The sequence below is a fragment of the Thermococcus waiotapuensis genome, from assembly GCF_055384795.1.
On sequence record NZ_AP042429.1, the window covers coordinates 1,512,726 to 1,528,511 of the forward strand.

At 53.1% G+C, this 15,786-nt stretch carries 18 protein-coding genes; 5 read left to right on the top strand and 13 right to left on the bottom strand.

Annotated features, from left to right (window positions below; translation table 11 throughout):
• Nucleotides 1–67: 67 nt before the first annotated feature.
• Nucleotides 68–1,351 carry an NAD(P)-dependent malic enzyme gene (locus ACZ47M_RS08340; protein ID WP_315341955.1) on the top strand — a complete coding sequence of 428 codons (1,284 nt, stop codon included), beginning with the start codon at nt 68–70 and terminating at the stop codon, nt 1,349–1,351.
• On the opposite strand, the gene ACZ47M_RS08345 is transcribed toward ACZ47M_RS08340, so the two are convergent.
• From ACZ47M_RS08345 to ACZ47M_RS08385, 9 genes are all read right to left on the bottom strand, one after another.
• On the bottom strand, nt 1,342–1,857 hold the full coding sequence (locus ACZ47M_RS08345) for a FumA C-terminus/TtdB family hydratase beta subunit (protein WP_315341953.1): 516 nt from the start codon (nt 1,855–1,857) through the stop codon (nt 1,342–1,344). The two genes, ACZ47M_RS08340 and ACZ47M_RS08345, sit on opposite strands and share 10 nt — an antisense overlap.
• Nucleotides 1,848–2,702, bottom strand: a complete 855-nt coding sequence (locus ACZ47M_RS08350; RefSeq protein ID WP_315341951.1) for a fumarate hydratase — start codon at nt 2,700–2,702, stop codon at nt 1,848–1,850. Before ACZ47M_RS08350 ends, ACZ47M_RS08345 begins: the two co-directional genes overlap by 10 nt.
• A gap of 13 nt (nt 2,703–2,715) precedes the next feature.
• The gene (locus ACZ47M_RS08355) at nt 2,716–3,237 is read right to left on the bottom strand and encodes an ATP-binding protein (RefSeq protein WP_315341948.1); all 522 of its coding nucleotides are present in this window, start codon (nt 3,235–3,237) and stop codon (nt 2,716–2,718) included.
• The gene (locus ACZ47M_RS08360) at nt 3,234–3,503 is read right to left on the bottom strand and encodes a hypothetical protein (RefSeq protein WP_315341945.1); all 270 of its coding nucleotides are present in this window, start codon (nt 3,501–3,503) and stop codon (nt 3,234–3,236) included. Before ACZ47M_RS08360 ends, ACZ47M_RS08355 begins: the two co-directional genes overlap by 4 nt.
• A gap of 16 nt (nt 3,504–3,519) precedes the next feature.
• Complete coding sequence (locus ACZ47M_RS08365) at nt 3,520–3,963, bottom strand: AAA family ATPase (RefSeq protein ID WP_315341942.1); 444 nt, start codon at nt 3,961–3,963, stop codon at nt 3,520–3,522.
• A gap of 203 nt (nt 3,964–4,166) precedes the next feature.
• A complete protein-coding gene (locus ACZ47M_RS08370) occupies nt 4,167–5,081 on the bottom strand; it encodes a hydroxyacid dehydrogenase (protein ID WP_315342291.1) in 915 nt (304 codons plus the stop codon).
• A gap of 2 nt (nt 5,082–5,083) precedes the next feature.
• The gene (locus ACZ47M_RS08375) at nt 5,084–5,731 is read right to left on the bottom strand and encodes a TIGR00153 family protein (RefSeq protein WP_315342288.1); all 648 of its coding nucleotides are present in this window, start codon (nt 5,729–5,731) and stop codon (nt 5,084–5,086) included.
• Nucleotides 5,732–5,761: 30 nt separating this feature from the next.
• Nucleotides 5,762–6,661 (bottom strand): 2-dehydropantoate 2-reductase, encoded by a 900-nt coding sequence (locus ACZ47M_RS08380; protein ID WP_315341939.1) that lies wholly within the window; start codon nt 6,659–6,661, stop codon nt 5,762–5,764.
• Nucleotides 6,662–6,665: 4 nt separating this feature from the next.
• On the bottom strand, nt 6,666–6,797 hold the full coding sequence (locus tag ACZ47M_RS08385) for a hypothetical protein (protein ID WP_315341937.1): 132 nt from the start codon (nt 6,795–6,797) through the stop codon (nt 6,666–6,668).
• A gap of 106 nt (nt 6,798–6,903) precedes the next feature.
• Here ACZ47M_RS08385 and otg point away from each other — a divergent pair, with 106 nt between their 5' ends.
• The 3 genes from otg (at nt 6,904) to ACZ47M_RS08400 (ending at nt 8,994) form a co-directional block, all read left to right on the top strand.
• Nucleotides 6,904–7,443: a methylated-DNA--protein-cysteine methyltransferase gene (gene otg / locus ACZ47M_RS08390; protein ID WP_315341934.1), complete on the top strand. Its 540-nt coding sequence runs from the start codon at nt 6,904–6,906 to the stop codon at nt 7,441–7,443.
• Nucleotides 7,416–8,444, top strand: a complete 1,029-nt coding sequence (locus ACZ47M_RS08395) for a tetratricopeptide repeat protein (RefSeq protein ID WP_315341932.1) — start codon at nt 7,416–7,418, stop codon at nt 8,442–8,444. Before otg ends, ACZ47M_RS08395 begins: the two co-directional genes overlap by 28 nt.
• 214 nt (nt 8,445–8,658) lie before the next feature.
• On the top strand, nt 8,659–8,994 hold the full coding sequence (locus ACZ47M_RS08400) for a nascent polypeptide-associated complex protein (RefSeq protein WP_315342285.1): 336 nt from the start codon (nt 8,659–8,661) through the stop codon (nt 8,992–8,994).
• Here ACZ47M_RS08400 and ACZ47M_RS08405 read toward each other — a convergent pair whose 3' ends face one another.
• From ACZ47M_RS08405 to ACZ47M_RS08420, 4 genes are all read right to left on the bottom strand, one after another.
• Entirely contained in the window at nt 8,995–9,342 is a 348-nt protein-coding gene (locus ACZ47M_RS08405; protein ID WP_010479947.1) for a carboxymuconolactone decarboxylase family protein, read from the bottom strand.
• 72 nt (nt 9,343–9,414) lie between these two features.
• A complete protein-coding gene (locus tag ACZ47M_RS08410; protein ID WP_315341930.1) occupies nt 9,415–10,911 on the bottom strand; it encodes a HEAT repeat domain-containing protein in 1,497 nt (498 codons plus the stop codon).
• Between the two features lie 51 nt (nt 10,912–10,962).
• Nucleotides 10,963–11,664 (bottom strand): dihydroorotate dehydrogenase electron transfer subunit, encoded by a 702-nt coding sequence (locus ACZ47M_RS08415; RefSeq protein WP_315341927.1) that lies wholly within the window; start codon nt 11,662–11,664, stop codon nt 10,963–10,965.
• A complete protein-coding gene (locus tag ACZ47M_RS08420) occupies nt 11,621–12,874 on the bottom strand; it encodes a dihydroorotase (protein WP_315342282.1) in 1,254 nt (417 codons plus the stop codon). Before ACZ47M_RS08420 ends, ACZ47M_RS08415 begins: the two co-directional genes overlap by 44 nt.
• Before the next feature lie 246 nt (nt 12,875–13,120).
• Between ACZ47M_RS08420 and ACZ47M_RS08425 the strand changes: the two genes are divergently transcribed.
• Complete coding sequence (locus tag ACZ47M_RS08425; protein ID WP_315341925.1) at nt 13,121–15,691, top strand: CGP-CTERM sorting domain-containing protein; 2,571 nt, start codon at nt 13,121–13,123, stop codon at nt 15,689–15,691.
• Nucleotides 15,692–15,786 lie beyond the last annotated feature (95 nt).

Sequence of the window (15,786 nt, forward strand, 5' to 3'; positions counted from 1 at the left end):
TGAGTCTATTTTCTAATGAAAGCGGTGGATTTTTAACTAATGAACGACAAGGGAGGGCGGTGGTGGTATGGACGCTAAGGCCTTTCACAGGGACAACTTTTGGCCCGGGAAAATTGAAGTCATCCCGAAGGTTCCCCTCACCGGGAAGACGCTTCCCTTGGCCTACACGCCGGGTGTGGCCGAGGTTTCGGTTGAGATAGCGGGGGAGCCAGAGAGAGTCTTTGACTACACCAACAGGGGTAACACAATAGCCGTAGTCAGCGACGGAAGCAGAGTTCTCGGCCTTGGTGATATAGGCCCCCTCGGAGCGCTCCCGGTCATGGAAGGAAAGGCGTTGCTCTTCAAGGCATTTGGTGGAGTTGATGCATTTCCTCTCGTCCTCGCTGAGAAGGATCCAGACAGGTTTGTGGAGGTTGTAAAAGCCGTTTCACCCTCATTTGGTGGAATAAACCTCGAGGACATCGCCTCGCCGAAGTGCTTTTACATCCTCGAGCGGCTTAGAAAAGAGCTTGAGATTCCTGTTTTTCACGACGATCAGCAGGGGACGGCGAGCGTGGTTTTGGCCGGATTGCTCAACGCCCTCAAAGTTGTTGGGAAGCGGCTTGGTGAGGTAACAATTGCACTCTTCGGCGCAGGGGCTGCAGGCTTTGCAACGCTCCGCCTCCTCGTTGAGGCAGGTGTGAAGCCTGAGAACGTCCGCGTGGTGGAGCTCGTTGGAGGGAAACCCAGGGTCTTGACCCCGGATCTCCCGCTGGAGGAGCTGTTCCCCTACAGGGGAGAGCTTCTCTCAAAGACAAACGGCGAAGGGATTGAAGGCGGCCCCGAGGAAGCCCTGAAGGGGGCGGATGTCCTCATATCCTTCACGAGGCCGGGGCCGGGGGTAATAAAACCGGAGTGGATAAAGGGAATGGCCGATGACCCCGCGGTCTTTCCGCTGGCCAACCCGGTTCCTGAGATACTTCCAGAGGAGGCCAAGAGGGCGGGGGCGAAGGTTGTTGCCACGGGCAGGAGCGATTATCCAAACCAGATAAACAACCTCCTCGGTTTCCCGGCCATATTCAGGGGAGCCCTTGACGTCAGGGCGAGCACGATAACCGATGGGATGATAATAGCCGCCTCAAAGGCCATGGCTTCGGTGATAGAGCCGAGCGAGGACGAGATAATCCCCTCCCCCTTCCATCCCGACGTCCATCCGGTTGTGGCGAGGGCGGTGGCGGAGGCGGCAATTAATGAGGGCGTTGCAAGGGTTAGGGTGAAGCCTGAGGAGGTCGAGGAGAGGCTGAGGAGATGGAGGAGGTTCTACGAGGAGAACGTTGTTCCACTGAACGAAAAAAGGAAGCTCTACCTGTAGAGGCTTTCACCCTGCGCGTCTATTGCCACAACCAGCGGGAAATCCCTAACTTCGAGAACCCATAGAGCTTCCGGAACGCCGAGGTCGAGCCAGTGAACGGCTTTAACTCTCTCTACGCTTTCCGCGGCCAGAGAGCCTGCGCCCCCGGTGAAGGCAAAATAGACGGCCCTGCCTCTGAAGGGCTCCGGGTTCATCCCGCCTTTTCCTATTATCCCCCTCACCCCGAGGCTCAGGATCCCGTCGAGGTAGCGGTTCATCCTTGAACTGGTAGTCGGGCCAGCTGAAACTATCTCCCAGCCATCCGGTTTTTTCCTCACTATCGGCCCGCAGTGGTAGATTACGGCTCCTTCCCCGTTGAAGGGCAGTTCTTCCCCCGGAAGACTCAGGATTCGCCTGTGGGCGGAGTCCCTGGCGGTTACTATCTCCCCCGAGAGATGAACTATATCACCAGCCCTCAGTTTGAGCACATCCTCCCTGCCGAGAGGAGTCCTCAGCTTCACTGCCATATTTCTACCCTCCCGTTCGGTTTTAACCTTAGAAACGCCCTTCTGTTGGCCCAGCACTGGACAGCTAGACCCACTGGAAAGCTTGCCGGGTGCCTGTGGGCGACCTCTATTTTGACGTCCAGGGCCGTTGTTTTCCCGCCCATCCCCATGGGGCCTATCCCAAGGGCGTTTATCTCTTCCAGAAGTTCCTCCTCGATTTTTGCGATCTCCTTGTTAGGGTTTCTCTCGCCGATTTTTCTGAGCAGAGCCCTCTTGGCGAGCTTCAGGGAATAGTCGGCACCCCCACCAACCCCAACCCCTATAATCACCGGCGGGCAGGGCTTTCCTCCGCAGGTTCTAACCTTCTCGACCACGAACCTCTTGAGCCCCTCCCACCCTTCTCCCGGGGCGAGCATCGCTAAAGCGGAGCAGTTTTCACTTCCCCCACCCTTTGGGAAGACGGCTATCTCGACTTCATCCCCCTTATCGAGTTCCCAGTGTATTACAGGAACTCCTCTCCCGGTGTTGTCGCCGGAGTTTTTGCCACTTAGAATGCCAACCGCGTTCGGCCTGAGCGGGACTTCGAGGGTGGCCCTTCTGACGGCCTCAATTATGGCCCCCTCGAGTTCCTTTAGAAAGGGGCTTTCCACCCCAGCCCTGATGAAGAAGGTCATCGTCCCCGTGTCCTGGCAGACGGGAATCGAGCGTTCTCTCCCAATCTCAATTGCCCTGAGGATGTTTTCAAGGTTGAAGCGTGCTATCCCGTTGTTTTCTTCTTCGTAAGCCTTTCTGAGGGCATCAACGGTATCCTCCGGAATCCTCGTGACTGCAAGTCTTATCGCCTCAACCAGTGCCCCGACGAGCAATGACAGTCACCTGTTAAAAGTTTGCCTCGAAATTAAAAAGTTTGACGTGAGGGTTTAAAAGCCATCTCCAGAGCGGGATCGCGTTGACTCTTAACCCGTTGAGCTCAACCTCTCTAGAGTAGTCCCAAGTTACCAGAGTCCCCTCTTTCAAGCCGAAGGACTCCATGGCCCTGAAGAGGTTTTTAACTTCTCTACTGGCTATTTCATCCATTCCCGAGGCGTAGGTAACCTGGATGAGTTCCGTCTCTTCTCCGCCCCTCACAACGAAGTCTACCTCGCCTTTTTCGTCCCTGTAATGGTAGAGTTCAACACCCGGCTTCCTGTAGTGCTTGAGCCTCAGCAGTTCCAGGAAGACGGCGTTCTTCATTAACCTGCCAATGTTCTCTGAGACCTTTGGGATAACGGCGTTAACCATGCCTGTATTCACAGCATAAACCTTTCTTTCCCCTCTAAGGACATCTTTTGGCTTGAAGGAGAACTTTGGGAGTTCAAATACGAGGTATGCTGCCCCAAGGTACTCAACGTAGTTCTTCACAGTCTCAACGTTCCCGATTCCGAGAGTGTTTGATTTTGCTGTATGTGAATCGCCCTGTGAAGTTTGAAAAAAAGGTAGAAGGCAACCTCTTTCAGCTCGTGGACGTTTCTAATTCCGTAGTGCACTATAACATCTTTCGTGATGATGTCGTTGTAGAGGTTCATGAGATACTCCCTGCCAAATCGCAGAGCCTCAGGGAAACCTCTGTGCCGTATATACACAAGCAGAGCCCTCTTTATTCTTGCTTCATCCTTTGTGATCTTCACTTCTGGATTTATTCCTTTATATGCCAAGAACTCCCCGAAGGAGAAGGGCAGCAGGGTGTAGCTTAGATATTGAGAACTCGTGCGAGAGCAGGCGCGCATTGCTTCCGGTTACTACCGTAGGGTAGTCCTCCCTCAGGGCTGAGACCATTTTCTCCCATCCTTCGACTTCCTGAATCTCGTCGAGGACGATGTAGTCGAACTCCCCCAAAAGCTCGTATCCTGCCTGGAGAAGCCTCTTGTAGTCATTAATGGAAAAACCGGCCATTGCTGGATCCTTAAAGTTAACATAGAGGGCCTTACCTGGGAGTTTTGCTGAGAGAACTGACTTTCCTGAACGTCTCGGCCCGGTTATTATATGGGCTGTTGGCTTAAAGTTCCTCAGTATTCTCCCCTGCAGTTTCCTCTCTATTACCCTTTCGCTCTTGAGTTTTTCGCTCAGAACGTCCTGCTGGTCAGCCAACACCTTTTGATGTCTTCGACCTCCATGGTTCAATTTTGGGGGAAAACCTTTGAAGTTTACCCTCATACTGTGACATTTTCCGCCTTAAGTTTTCCACTATACTGGTAAACTTTTGCCCCAACCTTAGCCTGCATACTGGTAAACACATCAAGAAAGTTGTTTCTCTACTGCAAGCCCGGGAGGTAAAAAGGGAAAAGAAAAGCTCACCCCTTGAGGGCCTTAACTACCTGTTCTGCAATCTGGATTCCGGCCCTCGTCTGGGCCTCCACGGTAGAGGCTCCAATGTGCGGGGTGAGAACCACGTTGTCGAGCTTCGTGAGCGGGTGGTCGGCCGGGAGCGGCTCCTCCTCAAAGACGTCTAAGCCAGCACCGGCAATCCAGCCCTCTTTAAGGGCTTTGACGAGGGCGTTTGTGTCAACCACCTCTCCCCTTGCCGCGTTGATGAGTATCGCCGTCGGCTTCATAAGCTTGAGCCTCTCCTCGTTTATTAGATGGTAGGTCGCATCGATCAGCGGCACGTGGAGTGTAACGACGTCGCTCTCCCTGAGGAGCGTCTCAAGGTCGACGAACTTCCCGCCAACTTCTCTGGCCCTTTCTTCGTTTGGGGCCGGGTCGTAGAGGAGGACGTTCATGCCGAAGGCGTTGGCTATCCTGGCAACCTGGTAGCCTATCCTTCCGAAGCCGACGACACCGATGGTCTTGCCCTCCAGCTCAATGCCCATGGCCTGCTCCTTGACCCAGACGCCTTCCCTCATCTTCCTGTCGGCGAAGGCTATCTTCCTGGCAACGGCAAACAGCAGGCCAAAGGCGAGCTCCGCAACGCTCCTTGTGCTTGACTCCGGGCTGTTGACGACCTTAATGCCCCTCTCCTTGGCAGCTTCGAGGTCTACGTTGTCGAGGCCAACCCCGGCCCTTCCGATTACCTTGAGCTTTGGCGCGGCCTCGATGACCTTTCTCGTGACCTTGGGCTTGCTTCTAACGATGATGGCATCAACGTCTTTTACGAGCTCAATGAGCCTTTCTTCACTGGGGTACTTCTCAAAGACAACCTCAAAGCCGGCTTTCTTCAAAATCTCCATGCCCTTTTCGTGCAGCGGCGCGGCAACGAGCACCTTCATATTCATCCCCTCCTCTTAACTGAGAGGAGCAACACCTCATCCGAGGCATCCTCGGCGCGGTCTGCTATGTCGCCGATCTTCGTTATCACCTGGTTCCAGATAAGCTTTGCGTAGGTGGTTATCTCATCGCTTTCAAAAACCTTCCTCTTGAGCTCGTACTCTACTCTGTCGGCTTCTTCTTCGGCGTCTTCAACAGCCTTTGCGAGCTCCATCGCTTTATCGACGTTCGTGTTCAGGGCCCTGACGGCCTCCATCAGGGTTTTATATGTTCTGATCCCTGCATCCACGAGCCCTAGGAACTCTCCCTTCAGCTCTTCTGGGACACGGGGCTTCGCGAGTATTATCGTATGGGCCGCACTTTCGGCTACGTCAGCCACCTGGTCAAGGAGCTCGCTCAGCCTGACGTAGTCCCCCCTGTTGACCGGAAGGAACGCCCCCTGGTAGAGCATTATCTCCACTTCCCTCCTGAGCTTGTCCGCTTTCCTCTCAAGCTCCATTACTTCCTTTTCGAAGGCCTTCGCCTGGGGGTGGTCCCCTGCCATGTAGGCCTCAACCAGAGCCCTAAAAGCCTTCAGGGTTTCCTCAATGGCCACCATGTGGTTTTCTATGGCCTTGAAGACTTCGTTTTCCTTTCCCCCGAATATCGCCATCTCCATCCCACAGGATTTTCGGTTTTTCCTTTATCTACTTTGCCCCTCCTTGGCTTTTATGAGTGCCCACAGAAGTTCGTTCCTCGGGGCTTCAAGGCCAATCGATGAGGCGTATTCAGCTATCTTGCCGTTTATGTAGTCTATCTCCGTTTTTCTCCCGCGCATTAGGTCTTGGAGAGTCGAGTTGTAGTTTTCCCGCGTCCTCTCGATTGTGTCCCAGAGTAGCTCAAGGGGGTGCACCTCGAACTCCACTCCGAGTTGCCGGGCGACGAGGCAACCTTCGCGCACTATGGCAATGGATACCTCCCTTATGTTCTGGTTGTCCTTCAGAAAGCCGTTTTTTACTTCGAGAACTGTTCCCAGGCCGTTTATAACTGAGTTGACTATCGCCTTCGCCCACTTCCAGCCAAGGGCGTTTTCGGTGGTTCTTGTTTCCAGTCCCGCTTCCCTGAAAGCCTCGGCAACCTCCTCAACGAACTCGCCTCCCCCCTTCGGATAGCGCCCTATTACGGTTATCCCCTTTCCCGTCCATTTAACATGGCCCCATTCAACGAGCATTGCCCCGTTGGTTGTTATTCCGCCCATTACGTTAGGGGTATACTCCAGGGCAAGATCCTCGTTGCCAAGGCCGTTTTGAACGCTTAAGATCCATGTCCCCTCCCCTATGCAGTGCCTTGCATATTCCAGTGCAGTTTTTGTGGAGTACGATTTTGTGGTGAGCAGGAGCAGCTCAGGTGGCCCCTCTGGTGCCCTGGTAGTTGCCTCAGGGTAAGCGGTGAAACTCTCCACGCCCGATATCCTCAGTCCTCTTTCGTTGATAGCTCTGACCTGCTCTTCCCTGCCTATCAAAGTCACATCATGGTCTGCTCTAGCAAGGAGGGCACCGAAGAGGGAACCTATCGAACCGGCCCCTAAGACGTAAACTTTCATGCCATCACCTCAACAGCTTCCTGAGATGGAGGAGGGAGTACATTATGAGAGCGGCTGAGATTCCAATGAAAAACGTGGGATTCACATTGCCCAAATTTCCCAGTGCGAAAAGCATAAGCTCCGGCCTCTTCCCCATTCTTCCACCGGAAACCATTTAACTCAAGTCTTTTAATCCCTTTTGCGTGGACACTTTTCGGTGAACTGAATGACCGACAAACGGCTCGAGCTGGGGGAATGCTGGGATGCTGGGCGCTGGGACATTTGAGATAGCAGGCAGAAATGTCTGGATAGCGGTCTTCTGGCGAAAGAAGATCCAGGGAGTAACTTTCGCCCTCGATAGAGAGCAGTTCGAGAGGAACGTCGAGAGGCTCTCTGGATTTCTAAGGAAAAGGGGTGTTAACGTTGACCTGACCCCTGAGAGCTCCGATTACCCTTTCCTCGTAAAGGACATCATCACCGGAAAGGTTGAGAACACCGATGTTTTGAGCGAGCTCTCCTTCGAGGGGGTTACACCCTTTGAGGGGTGCGTTTACGAATGGCTCACGAAAAACGTTAAAAGAGGTTCCGTTATAACGTATGGTGCGCTTGCAAAGGCCCTTGGCACTTCACCGAGGGCCATCGGTGGGGCGATGAGGAGAAACCCCTATCCGATAGTAGTCCCCTGTCACAGGGTAGTAGCCAAAAACGGAATCGGTTACTACACCCCGAGGCTGGACGAAAAGGTCTTCCTGCTAAAAATCGAGGGGGTGGAAGGATGGACAAGCTCAAAGCTTACCTTGTAGGTTTTCTGATGGCTGTAATAGCCATAGCGGTGGGCATAGTCTGGTACGGCGGCTGGAGGCTTTTACTCCAGGTGATACTCACGCTCGGGTTCCTGGGAGTCACTCTAATGCTCCTCTTTTTCACGGCCCTAACGTTCTACGCCGAGAGCTGGAAATATGGAGCGGTACTTGCTATCTTCACGGCCATAAGCGGCTACGGCCTTTATCTTAGCGCCACCTGGCAGAAGCTCAGCGTAGTAGCTGGGATCATCGCTCTCTTCATCGCGGTGGTTGCCCTCGGAGTCTGGTACATAAGCGAGCCTGACCTAAGCCTCGTTGACCGCTTCAAGAGCGCCGAGAGCCTTGAAAAAGCAGGCAGGTACAAGCAGGCAGCTAGAAAGTACGAGAAGGCTGGAAATTATCTCAAAGCCGCTGAAATGTACGAGAAGCTCGGCTGGATGGAGAGCGCCGCCTGGGCCTATGAGAAGGCAGGAAAGTATGAGAAGGCCGCGGAGATCTACGAAAAGCTTTACGAGAAGGAGAAGGACACCTACTACCTCAAGGAGGCCCACGAGTACTGGAAGAAGGCTGGAAACATGGAGAGGGCGGCAAAGGCCCTGGAGCGCTACGCCGAGGAAGAGCCCTGGTTCTGGGAGGACGTGGCGAAGCTCTACGAGGAGCTTGGAAACAAGGAGAAAGCTAAGGAGGCATGGGAAAAAGCCCTGGACTACTACAGGAAGGAGGCGGAAGAGGAGGGCGTCTTCTGGGAGGACGTTGGAAACATAGCGCGCAAACTTGGAATGGAGGAGCTCGCCAAGGAGGCCTACCAGAAGTTCCTTGGGTACTGCCTGAGAGAGGCTGAAGAGGACCCGATGTGGTGGAAGCACGTGGCTGAGGCCTACGAATACCTCGGCGAGAAGGAGAAGGCCGAGGAAGCTAAAAAGAAGTACGAGGAGTACAGGCAGAAAATCATGAAGGCCAACGAGGAAACCTCGAACTTCCCGGAGGGGAAGGGGGAATAACCCTTTTCTCCTTACTTTTGTCAAATCGCGTCGTTTGATGATATTCCGTGGGCTTTCATCGTGGCGTGGTGGATGGCATTGCCAAAGTCAGGTCGCGGGCGCTTCTCAGCTCCGATGAGAATAAACGCAACATTCACAGGGATCTCTGGGGCGATCCGTTTAAAGGTTCCGCCAACCTTTTAAGAGCGTTAACCAACCAGGGTAGGTGGTTGGGATGATGGGGATGGACCCCAGGCAGATGAAGAAGCTCATGCGCCAGCTTGGCATAAGGATGGAGGAGCTTGAGGGCGTTAAGGAGGTTGTTTTGAGGCTTGAAGGGAAGGAAATAGTTCTCAAAGAGCCAGCAGTCACAGTCATGGTCGTCCAGGGCGAGAAGACCTACCAGATTGTCCCGGGAAGTGAGGAAGTGAGGGAAGTCCTTGAGATTCCCGAAGAAGACGTTCAGCTCGTCATGGAGCAGACCGGCGCTGACAGGGAAACCGCGCTCAAGGTTTTGAAAGAAACGAAAGGCGACATAGCTGAGGCAATACTGAAGCTCAGCGGGGAGTGATCACTCCTTCTTAAACTTCTCTATGGCCTTCACGAGCGGTATTAGGTGCATCAGCGCCGGACCACCGGCCATGAGAACGGCTACCAGGCCGGCCTCTATCAGCTCCTCCGGCTTCGCTCCAGCTTCGAGGGCCTTCTGGGTGTGGAGATAGATGCACCATTCACAGCCTGCAGCTATTCCAAGGGCGAGGGCTATCAGTTCCTTTTCCCTGGTTGTCAATGCTTTGTTGTCGAGGGTTTCGCGGAGGAACCTTGAGAAGGCCGATATCTCCTTGGGGTGCTCCTTCCCAAGTCTTTCGAGGAGCTCCTCAATCTCTTTAAGTTTGACCTCAACGTCTCCGTTCTCCATTGCCGTCACCGCTTAAGGTTGGGAGAGACCGCTTAAAGGAGTTTCCAGAACAAAAGGTTGAGAACAGTGGGTTTAACTCTCCTGAGATTTGAGCTTTAACAGGTCCTCAACAACATCTAGTATCGCCGCTATCAGGTTGTCGTATTTTCCCCCTTCGTCACCGTACACTCCCCTAAGGGCTTCCTTTAGAGCGGTAAGGGCTTCGTAGTCCATGTTGATGAGCTCCTGGGCCTCCCTGGCCAGGAACTTCAAAGTTACTTCCCTCGCTTCTTTTCTCTGCAGTAACTCTATGAGGATTGCCATTATCGCCCTGTTGAACTCGGGAGTTGGCATACGTCTTCGGAGGGCATGTATCAGCTCCAGTGCCCCTTCAATGTCTTCCCTTCTGCCAGATTTTAGGAGCACGTCGAGCAGTGACGTGAAGAACTGCGCCGTCCCGGGATAAAGGGAGTATATCTCAGCCATCGTCTCGGCCGCCGTCTGCCTCGCCCATGGGTTGTGGCTTTTGAGGAACTCCCCTAAAACTGGGAGTACGCTGTAGGCATCAGAGGGTGTTAAGCTACTCGTGGACCTGGATACAACCCAGAGGGCGTCCATTCTCCTTGTTGGATCGTCTGAGCTCAGCATGTCTATTATCATTGACATAACCACCGGGTCCACTTTGGCAAGCTCTGCGACTATCTCCGTCTTTCCCGTGTTCAAGAGCTTTTCAACGTCCTCTGGCCCGTACTCACTTATCTCAAGCATTTTCCGAACCTCGGATTCGGTGAGTTCTTCTTCCGTTCCAGAGAGCTTTTCGAGTTTCTCCAGTATTGTGCTAGCCTTCGACGCCAGCAAGACGTTACCCTTCACTTCCTTAACCTTTTGTAGGGCCTTCATCCTGTTTTTGGGTGTGAGCATTTCTGCCCTGGCCAGCATTCTTTCTATCGAGAGGAGCGCCCTCTCCTGAATGTAGGGGTCGGTACTATCGACGAGATCGGTCATCCCCTCGAATATCTCGTTGAATACCTTTTTGTCGTCAGTCCGGTATGCCATCTCGGTGAGGGCGGTTATGGCAGCGCTCTGGACCTGTCTGTCTTCTGAGGAGCGGATGAGCGAGAAGAGCCACTCTATGAGTTTTCTGGCTATTCTCAAAACTTTCGCTCCAGTCTTTCCGAGGCCCTCCGAGGCGTATTCGCTGAGTATAGGTGCTCCGCGTTTTATAATCTCCATCAGAGCATCGGTTATCCTCTCGTAGGCCTCTTCACTTATTTCCCCGACGTCGAGAAGGAGGTTGAGGACTTCCAGGGCCTTTAGAGATGCCCTCTCGTTCTTATCGTTTACCAGTTCTATCACATCATCGAGAACCATGGATACCTTTTCCTGGCCGAGGAAGTTCTTCTTTATGAGCTCTTTGATGACCTGGAGGGCGTTGGCCCTCACAAGGGGGTTCTTGTCGTGGAGGAGCTCCCTCACAATTTGGAACGCTTGGTCATAAGTTGCCGCTAGATCTGTGACTTCTTTGATATGCCATCCCAAGAGATCCTCCCTAATGCCAGCTTTGTCGATTATTATCTCCTCTTTGACCATGTTATTCCCAGTTATAAGATACGTCCTTCCTCGATTTAAGCTTTGGGGTTTTTACACGATACCCCTCAGCGTCTCCCCTCTGAACACTGGGCCGTCCCTGCACACTAAGTATTTCCCGAGGTTGCAGCTGCCGCAGACTCCGATTCCGCACTTCATGTGCCTTTCCATTGAAACCTGAACGTTCCGGTAGTCCATGATCCTCAGAATCTCTTCAAGCATTGGCTCAGGCCCGCAGGCATAGACCTGGTCGAATTTCTCCTTCTTTACCTTTAAAACGTCCGTAGGGAATCCTCTTATTCCGGCTGAACCGTCGTCTGTCGTTACAATTAGCTCGTCTACGTAGTTCTCAACATCCAAAAGGGCAAGCTCTCCACTTCTCCTTGCCCCGTAAATCAGCGTGATTCTCTCAAACTTCTCCCTCCAAACCTTTGAGAGCGCATACATTGGAGGTATTCCAATTCCCCCGGCTATAAGGGCCACGTTTTTGCCAGCTGGCGTGAAGCCTTTCCCGTACGGCCCCCTTATCCAGAGTCTTTCCCCCTCTTCCCTCCTGAAAAGCTCTGACGTGAAGGGACCTACTTTTTTGACCACTATAAGATCCCTGTCCGCTAAACTGAAGGGTTTCTCTCCGATTCCAGGTAGCCAGACCATCACGAACTGACCGGGTGTGAATTCAAACGCCCCCCTGAATCTGAAGGCCTTAACGTTCTCAGCTACTTCCCATGTCTCCACTATCTCCGTTACGGCGTACATTAAGCCGCACCCCCATGGGCTTTTCAACGATGGTGTCCTCTTCCATAACGACCTTTCCCCTGAGGATGGTTGTTGTTACCTTTCCCCTGAGCCTCTTGCCCTCCCAGGGAGTCCATCCGGCTTTGGTGTATAGATCGTCGGCCCTGACGATCCACTCCCTTTTCATGTCAACAACTATAAAATCTGCGTCTGCCCCCGGTTTGAAACCTTTCCCCTTTATTCCAAATATCCTTATTGGATTCTCGTTCATCTTTTCCACGATGTCCTGGAGGGTGAGAAGCCCTCTGTTGATTGCATCAAGGAGTAAAGCAACCTCAGTTTCGAGGCCCGGGATACCGGCCGCTCCATTGGCCTTGTCTTCCAGAGTGTGCGGTGCGTGGTCGCTGGCTATTATTGGTATCTTTGAGAAGTTTTCCCAGAGGTACCGCCGGTGCTCTTCGTCCCTCAGAGGGGGATACACCTTGAGGAGGGGGTTTTTTCTGTAGTCTTTCTCGGTCAAAAAGAGGTGATGTGGAGTAACCTCAAAGCTTACCCAGGGGAGTTCCTTTGATAGTATCTCCTCCATAGCCTCCCTGGTTGAGACGTGGCATATGTTCACAGGCTTTTTTAGGCTTTCCGCCAGGCTTATAACCTTTTTAACTGCCACGATCTCAGCTGAGGGGGGCCTTTCCGGGTGTTTTCTTATCTCTTCCTGATCCTCTGCGTGAACGCTTAGCACACCGGGTGAACATGAGTAATCCATTGCGAAGTCTTCCGAATATATCCCCCCCGTTGAGGCCCCCATGAAAGCTTTATAAAAGTCTGCTCCAGCCTCTTTTGCTTCGTTGCAGTTTCCAGATATGAGGAATCCAACGGCAAAATCTGAATACGACTTTTTTTCCAGAAGGCTGAGTCTCATTTTGAAGGTCTTCACGTCCATGACGGGGGGTTTTGTGTTCGGCATGTCAAAAACGGCCGTTATTCCCCCGTGCAGTGCCGCCATTGTTCCGCTCTCGATGGTCTCTTTGTTGCTCTGCTCGAAGTCTCTGAGATGAACGTGGACGTCTATCAACCCCGGCAAGAGTATCTGACCACTCTTAAGAACGAGGGTCTTTTCCCCCTTTAGCCCCGTTTTTTTGATGTCACTTATCCGTCCGTTCCTTATCCCTACCTGCCCTTGAGTAATCTTCCCCTCGAACAGAAATCTGCCCTCTATAACGAGGTCTTCCATGGGAGCCCGCACGTGGTTAGTAGCCGTCCCCTTTAAAATTTTGCTCTTTCGGCTTGATGTGTTCCCGTTTTCGTCGATTAACGCTCCCGCATATATCCCGGAGGGTGATAGCGGACTGTGGAGCGTAATACTTAAAAGGGTTCGGATGTATAATCTAATGCTGCCATAGCCTGTAGAAGGCAGACGTGCCAAAAAACAAAAGGGGGCAAGTGGAATATGAACAGGAAAGTTTTGGGCTTGTTTATAATGGGTCTGATGGTGTTTAGTGTTTTTGCAGTGTCAAAGCCAGTGGCAGCAGCGGAAAACCAGCCCAAGGTTCTTAAAATCGTCCAGCTGGCTTCAAGCAACTCCCTGTTCATGGGTGTCTTCAACCCCTCGCCGAGCGGAATGACCGACGTTTACACTATCCGCGTCTGGTGGTACCTCTACGATTATCCAACTGTTGTCGGCCCGGACGCACAGTACCACAACTACAGGTGCCAGCTCGTTGACATCAAAACCAACGTCCAGGTTCCGGACGATGCGATAATCTGGAACGGAACCCAGAAGAAGTGGGTTGCTCCATACGCTGGCCAGACGGTTAAAAGTGCCGTCACCTGGAAGTGCGGTCTTGGAACATGGGTCAGCGGACAGAAGATAACTCTGGCTGACTATCTCTTCGACTATGCCATGGCCTGGGAGTGGGCCTACCAGGATAGTAACAACGACCCGTACTATGACGAGACCTGGGCCAACAACTACCAGAGTATCCTTGAGCTTGTTAGGGGTCTTAAGGTAAACGAGGTCACCGACAGCTACATTGAGTACACCATTTACCAGGACTTCTACGTGCCTTACGATAGGTGGAGCACTGCCGTTGGAAACTTCATGGAGAAGCCTGCCTTCCCGTGGCAGACCTACAATGTGGTGAGTGAGGTCGTTGCCCACGGAATTGACGGCAAGACTTTCTCCTGGAGTACCACCCAGGGCGTTGACTATCAGCTTGACATGATTGACCCGGAGCAGGTTGGATACTTCAAGGAGGAGGCCCAGAACCTTCTCAACAACCCGATACCTCTCTGGCTCAGCGATGCAAGTGGTATCGGCACTTACCTCCAGAAGTGGGGTGTCAGCAAGGAGCAGGCGGGAATAACCGTTGACCTAGCCAAGGAAGGCTACAACGCCGTCATCACATGGGTTGACAACTACAAGAACCTCCTCATAAGCGATGGACCGTACTACCTTGAAAAGTATGACCCAAGCGGTCTCACGGTCGTTCTCAAGCGCGCCAACAACGAGAGGATTGGCTTTGCCACCGACAAGATAAACGGCAACGAGATGCCCTTCGAACCGTACTGGGATGAGATCGACGTGATCGGTACTAATAACCAGCAGACCGCACTCCTGGCCGTTGCCCAAGGTAAGTATGCCTTCTACTGGTACGAGACTCCCTACAGCGACCTTCAGAGCATTGTACAGCAGTACAGCAGCTCGGTCAGCCTGATAAAGACCATTGGTGTCTGGTGGGCTCTTAACCTCAACTTCGTTGGTGACCCCGAGACGGGCCTGGTCAACTCATCCGGAACCGTCAAGTTCAACCCGTTGGCCCTTCCGGGTGTGAGGTACGCCATGAACTGGCTCATCAGCAGGAACTACATCCAGACCAACATCCTCCAGGGTGGCGGTGCTCCCCTCTTCGGCCCCGAGGTCAGTGGTCAGGTCGATGCTGCCTCGGCTATTAACACCGTGGCCAGGGCCTTGGGAATGACCGGGCAGGGTGATCAGCAGTACGCCCTCAGCCTGATCAACAATGCCATGAGCAAGGCTGCCCAGAAGCTCCAGCAGATGGGCCACACCCTTACCCAGCAGAACGGCATTTGGTACTTCGACGGTGAACCCGTCACCATCAAGGTTATAGGCCGTGTTGAAGACCAGAGGTTTGACGAGGGTAAGTACGTCGCCAAGCTCCTCGAGCAGGCTGGCTTTAAGGTTGAATTCCTTGGCTGGCCGAGGGAGCAGGCCAGTCCAGCTGTTTACGGTGGTGACCCGACAACTCTCCAGTGGCAAGTTTACACTGAGGGCTGGGTCGTCAGCAGTATACAGACGATCACCGGCATTGCCTGGGACTACTGGCAATTTGACTACTTCTATGCTCCGAAGATGGGTGCTGCCTACCACAACCCGAAGACCGTTAGGGAGCTTGTTGACACAGTGAGCGGTGGAGACCTTAACAAGTTCATTCAGGCACTTGCTCTCAAGTACTACAACACCCCGGACAAGCTCCAGCCGCTCCTTGACTGGACCGGCTACGACCTTACTACTATACTGTACAAAAACGAGTGGACCGGCCCGAACAACGTCACTATCAGCATCCAGACCACCGACCAGTTCTGGGACTTCTACAAGCTGGCCACCGGAACCCACCTCCTCAACTCACATCGTATTTACACTGCCGAGACCTGGAACTTCTACCTCCTCAACAAGAACTTGATTAAGGTCCCAATGCCTGACCCAATCACGGGACTTGGAAGCTTCCTCGCCACCAGGTCCATTGCCCCAGTCACAACTACAACCACTACGACTCAGCCTACCACCACTACAACTACGACCAGCCAGCTAACCACTACCACCACAACCACCACTACGATGACAACAACTACAACCACCACAACCCAAACGACCACTACAACTACGACCAGCAAGCCAACCACTACTACAACGACGACAACTACCACTACCACCACAACAACCACCAGCAAGGGCGGTGGAGGAATCTGCGGTCCAGCGGCCATAATCGGCCTGGCAGTGGTCCCACTCCTCCTCAAGAGGAGGAAGTGAGCCTTTCCCTTTTCTCTTTCTCTTGGCCCAATTTGTGCAGTCCGGGCCTTCGAAACTTTAATGCTCTTACGTGTTCATCTGTGCTTCCCAGGGGG

Coding starts and splice junctions, on each gene's coding strand:
- ACZ47M_RS08340 (WP_315341955.1), top strand. CDS start 68: ATGGACGCTAAGGCCTTTCACAGGGACAACTTTTGGCCCGGGAAAATT.
- ACZ47M_RS08345 (WP_315341953.1), bottom strand. CDS start 1,857: ATGGCAGTGAAGCTGAGGACTCCTCTCGGCAGGGAGGATGTGCTCAAA.
- ACZ47M_RS08370 (WP_315342291.1), bottom strand. CDS start 5,081: ATGAAGGTGCTCGTTGCCGCGCCGCTGCACGAAAAGGGCATGGAGATT.
- ACZ47M_RS08375 (WP_315342288.1), bottom strand. CDS start 5,731: ATGGCGATATTCGGGGGAAAGGAAAACGAAGTCTTCAAGGCCATAGAA.
- ACZ47M_RS08380 (WP_315341939.1), bottom strand. CDS start 6,661: ATGAAAGTTTACGTCTTAGGGGCCGGTTCGATAGGTTCCCTCTTCGGT.
- ACZ47M_RS08385 (WP_315341937.1), bottom strand. CDS start 6,797: ATGGGGAAGAGGCCGGAGCTTATGCTTTTCGCACTGGGAAATTTGGGC.
- otg (WP_315341934.1), top strand. CDS start 6,904: ATGCTGGGCGCTGGGACATTTGAGATAGCAGGCAGAAATGTCTGGATA.
- ACZ47M_RS08395 (WP_315341932.1), top strand. CDS start 7,416: ATGGACAAGCTCAAAGCTTACCTTGTAGGTTTTCTGATGGCTGTAATA.
- ACZ47M_RS08400 (WP_315342285.1), top strand. CDS start 8,659: ATGATGGGGATGGACCCCAGGCAGATGAAGAAGCTCATGCGCCAGCTT.
- ACZ47M_RS08405 (WP_010479947.1), bottom strand. CDS start 9,342: ATGGAGAACGGAGACGTTGAGGTCAAACTTAAAGAGATTGAGGAGCTC.
- ACZ47M_RS08410 (WP_315341930.1), bottom strand. CDS start 10,911: ATGGTCAAAGAGGAGATAATAATCGACAAAGCTGGCATTAGGGAGGAT.
- ACZ47M_RS08415 (WP_315341927.1), bottom strand. CDS start 11,664: ATGTACGCCGTAACGGAGATAGTGGAGACATGGGAAGTAGCTGAGAAC.
- ACZ47M_RS08420 (WP_315342282.1), bottom strand. CDS start 12,874: ATGGAAGACCTCGTTATAGAGGGCAGATTTCTGTTCGAGGGGAAGATT.
- ACZ47M_RS08425 (WP_315341925.1), top strand. CDS start 13,121: ATGGGTCTGATGGTGTTTAGTGTTTTTGCAGTGTCAAAGCCAGTGGCA.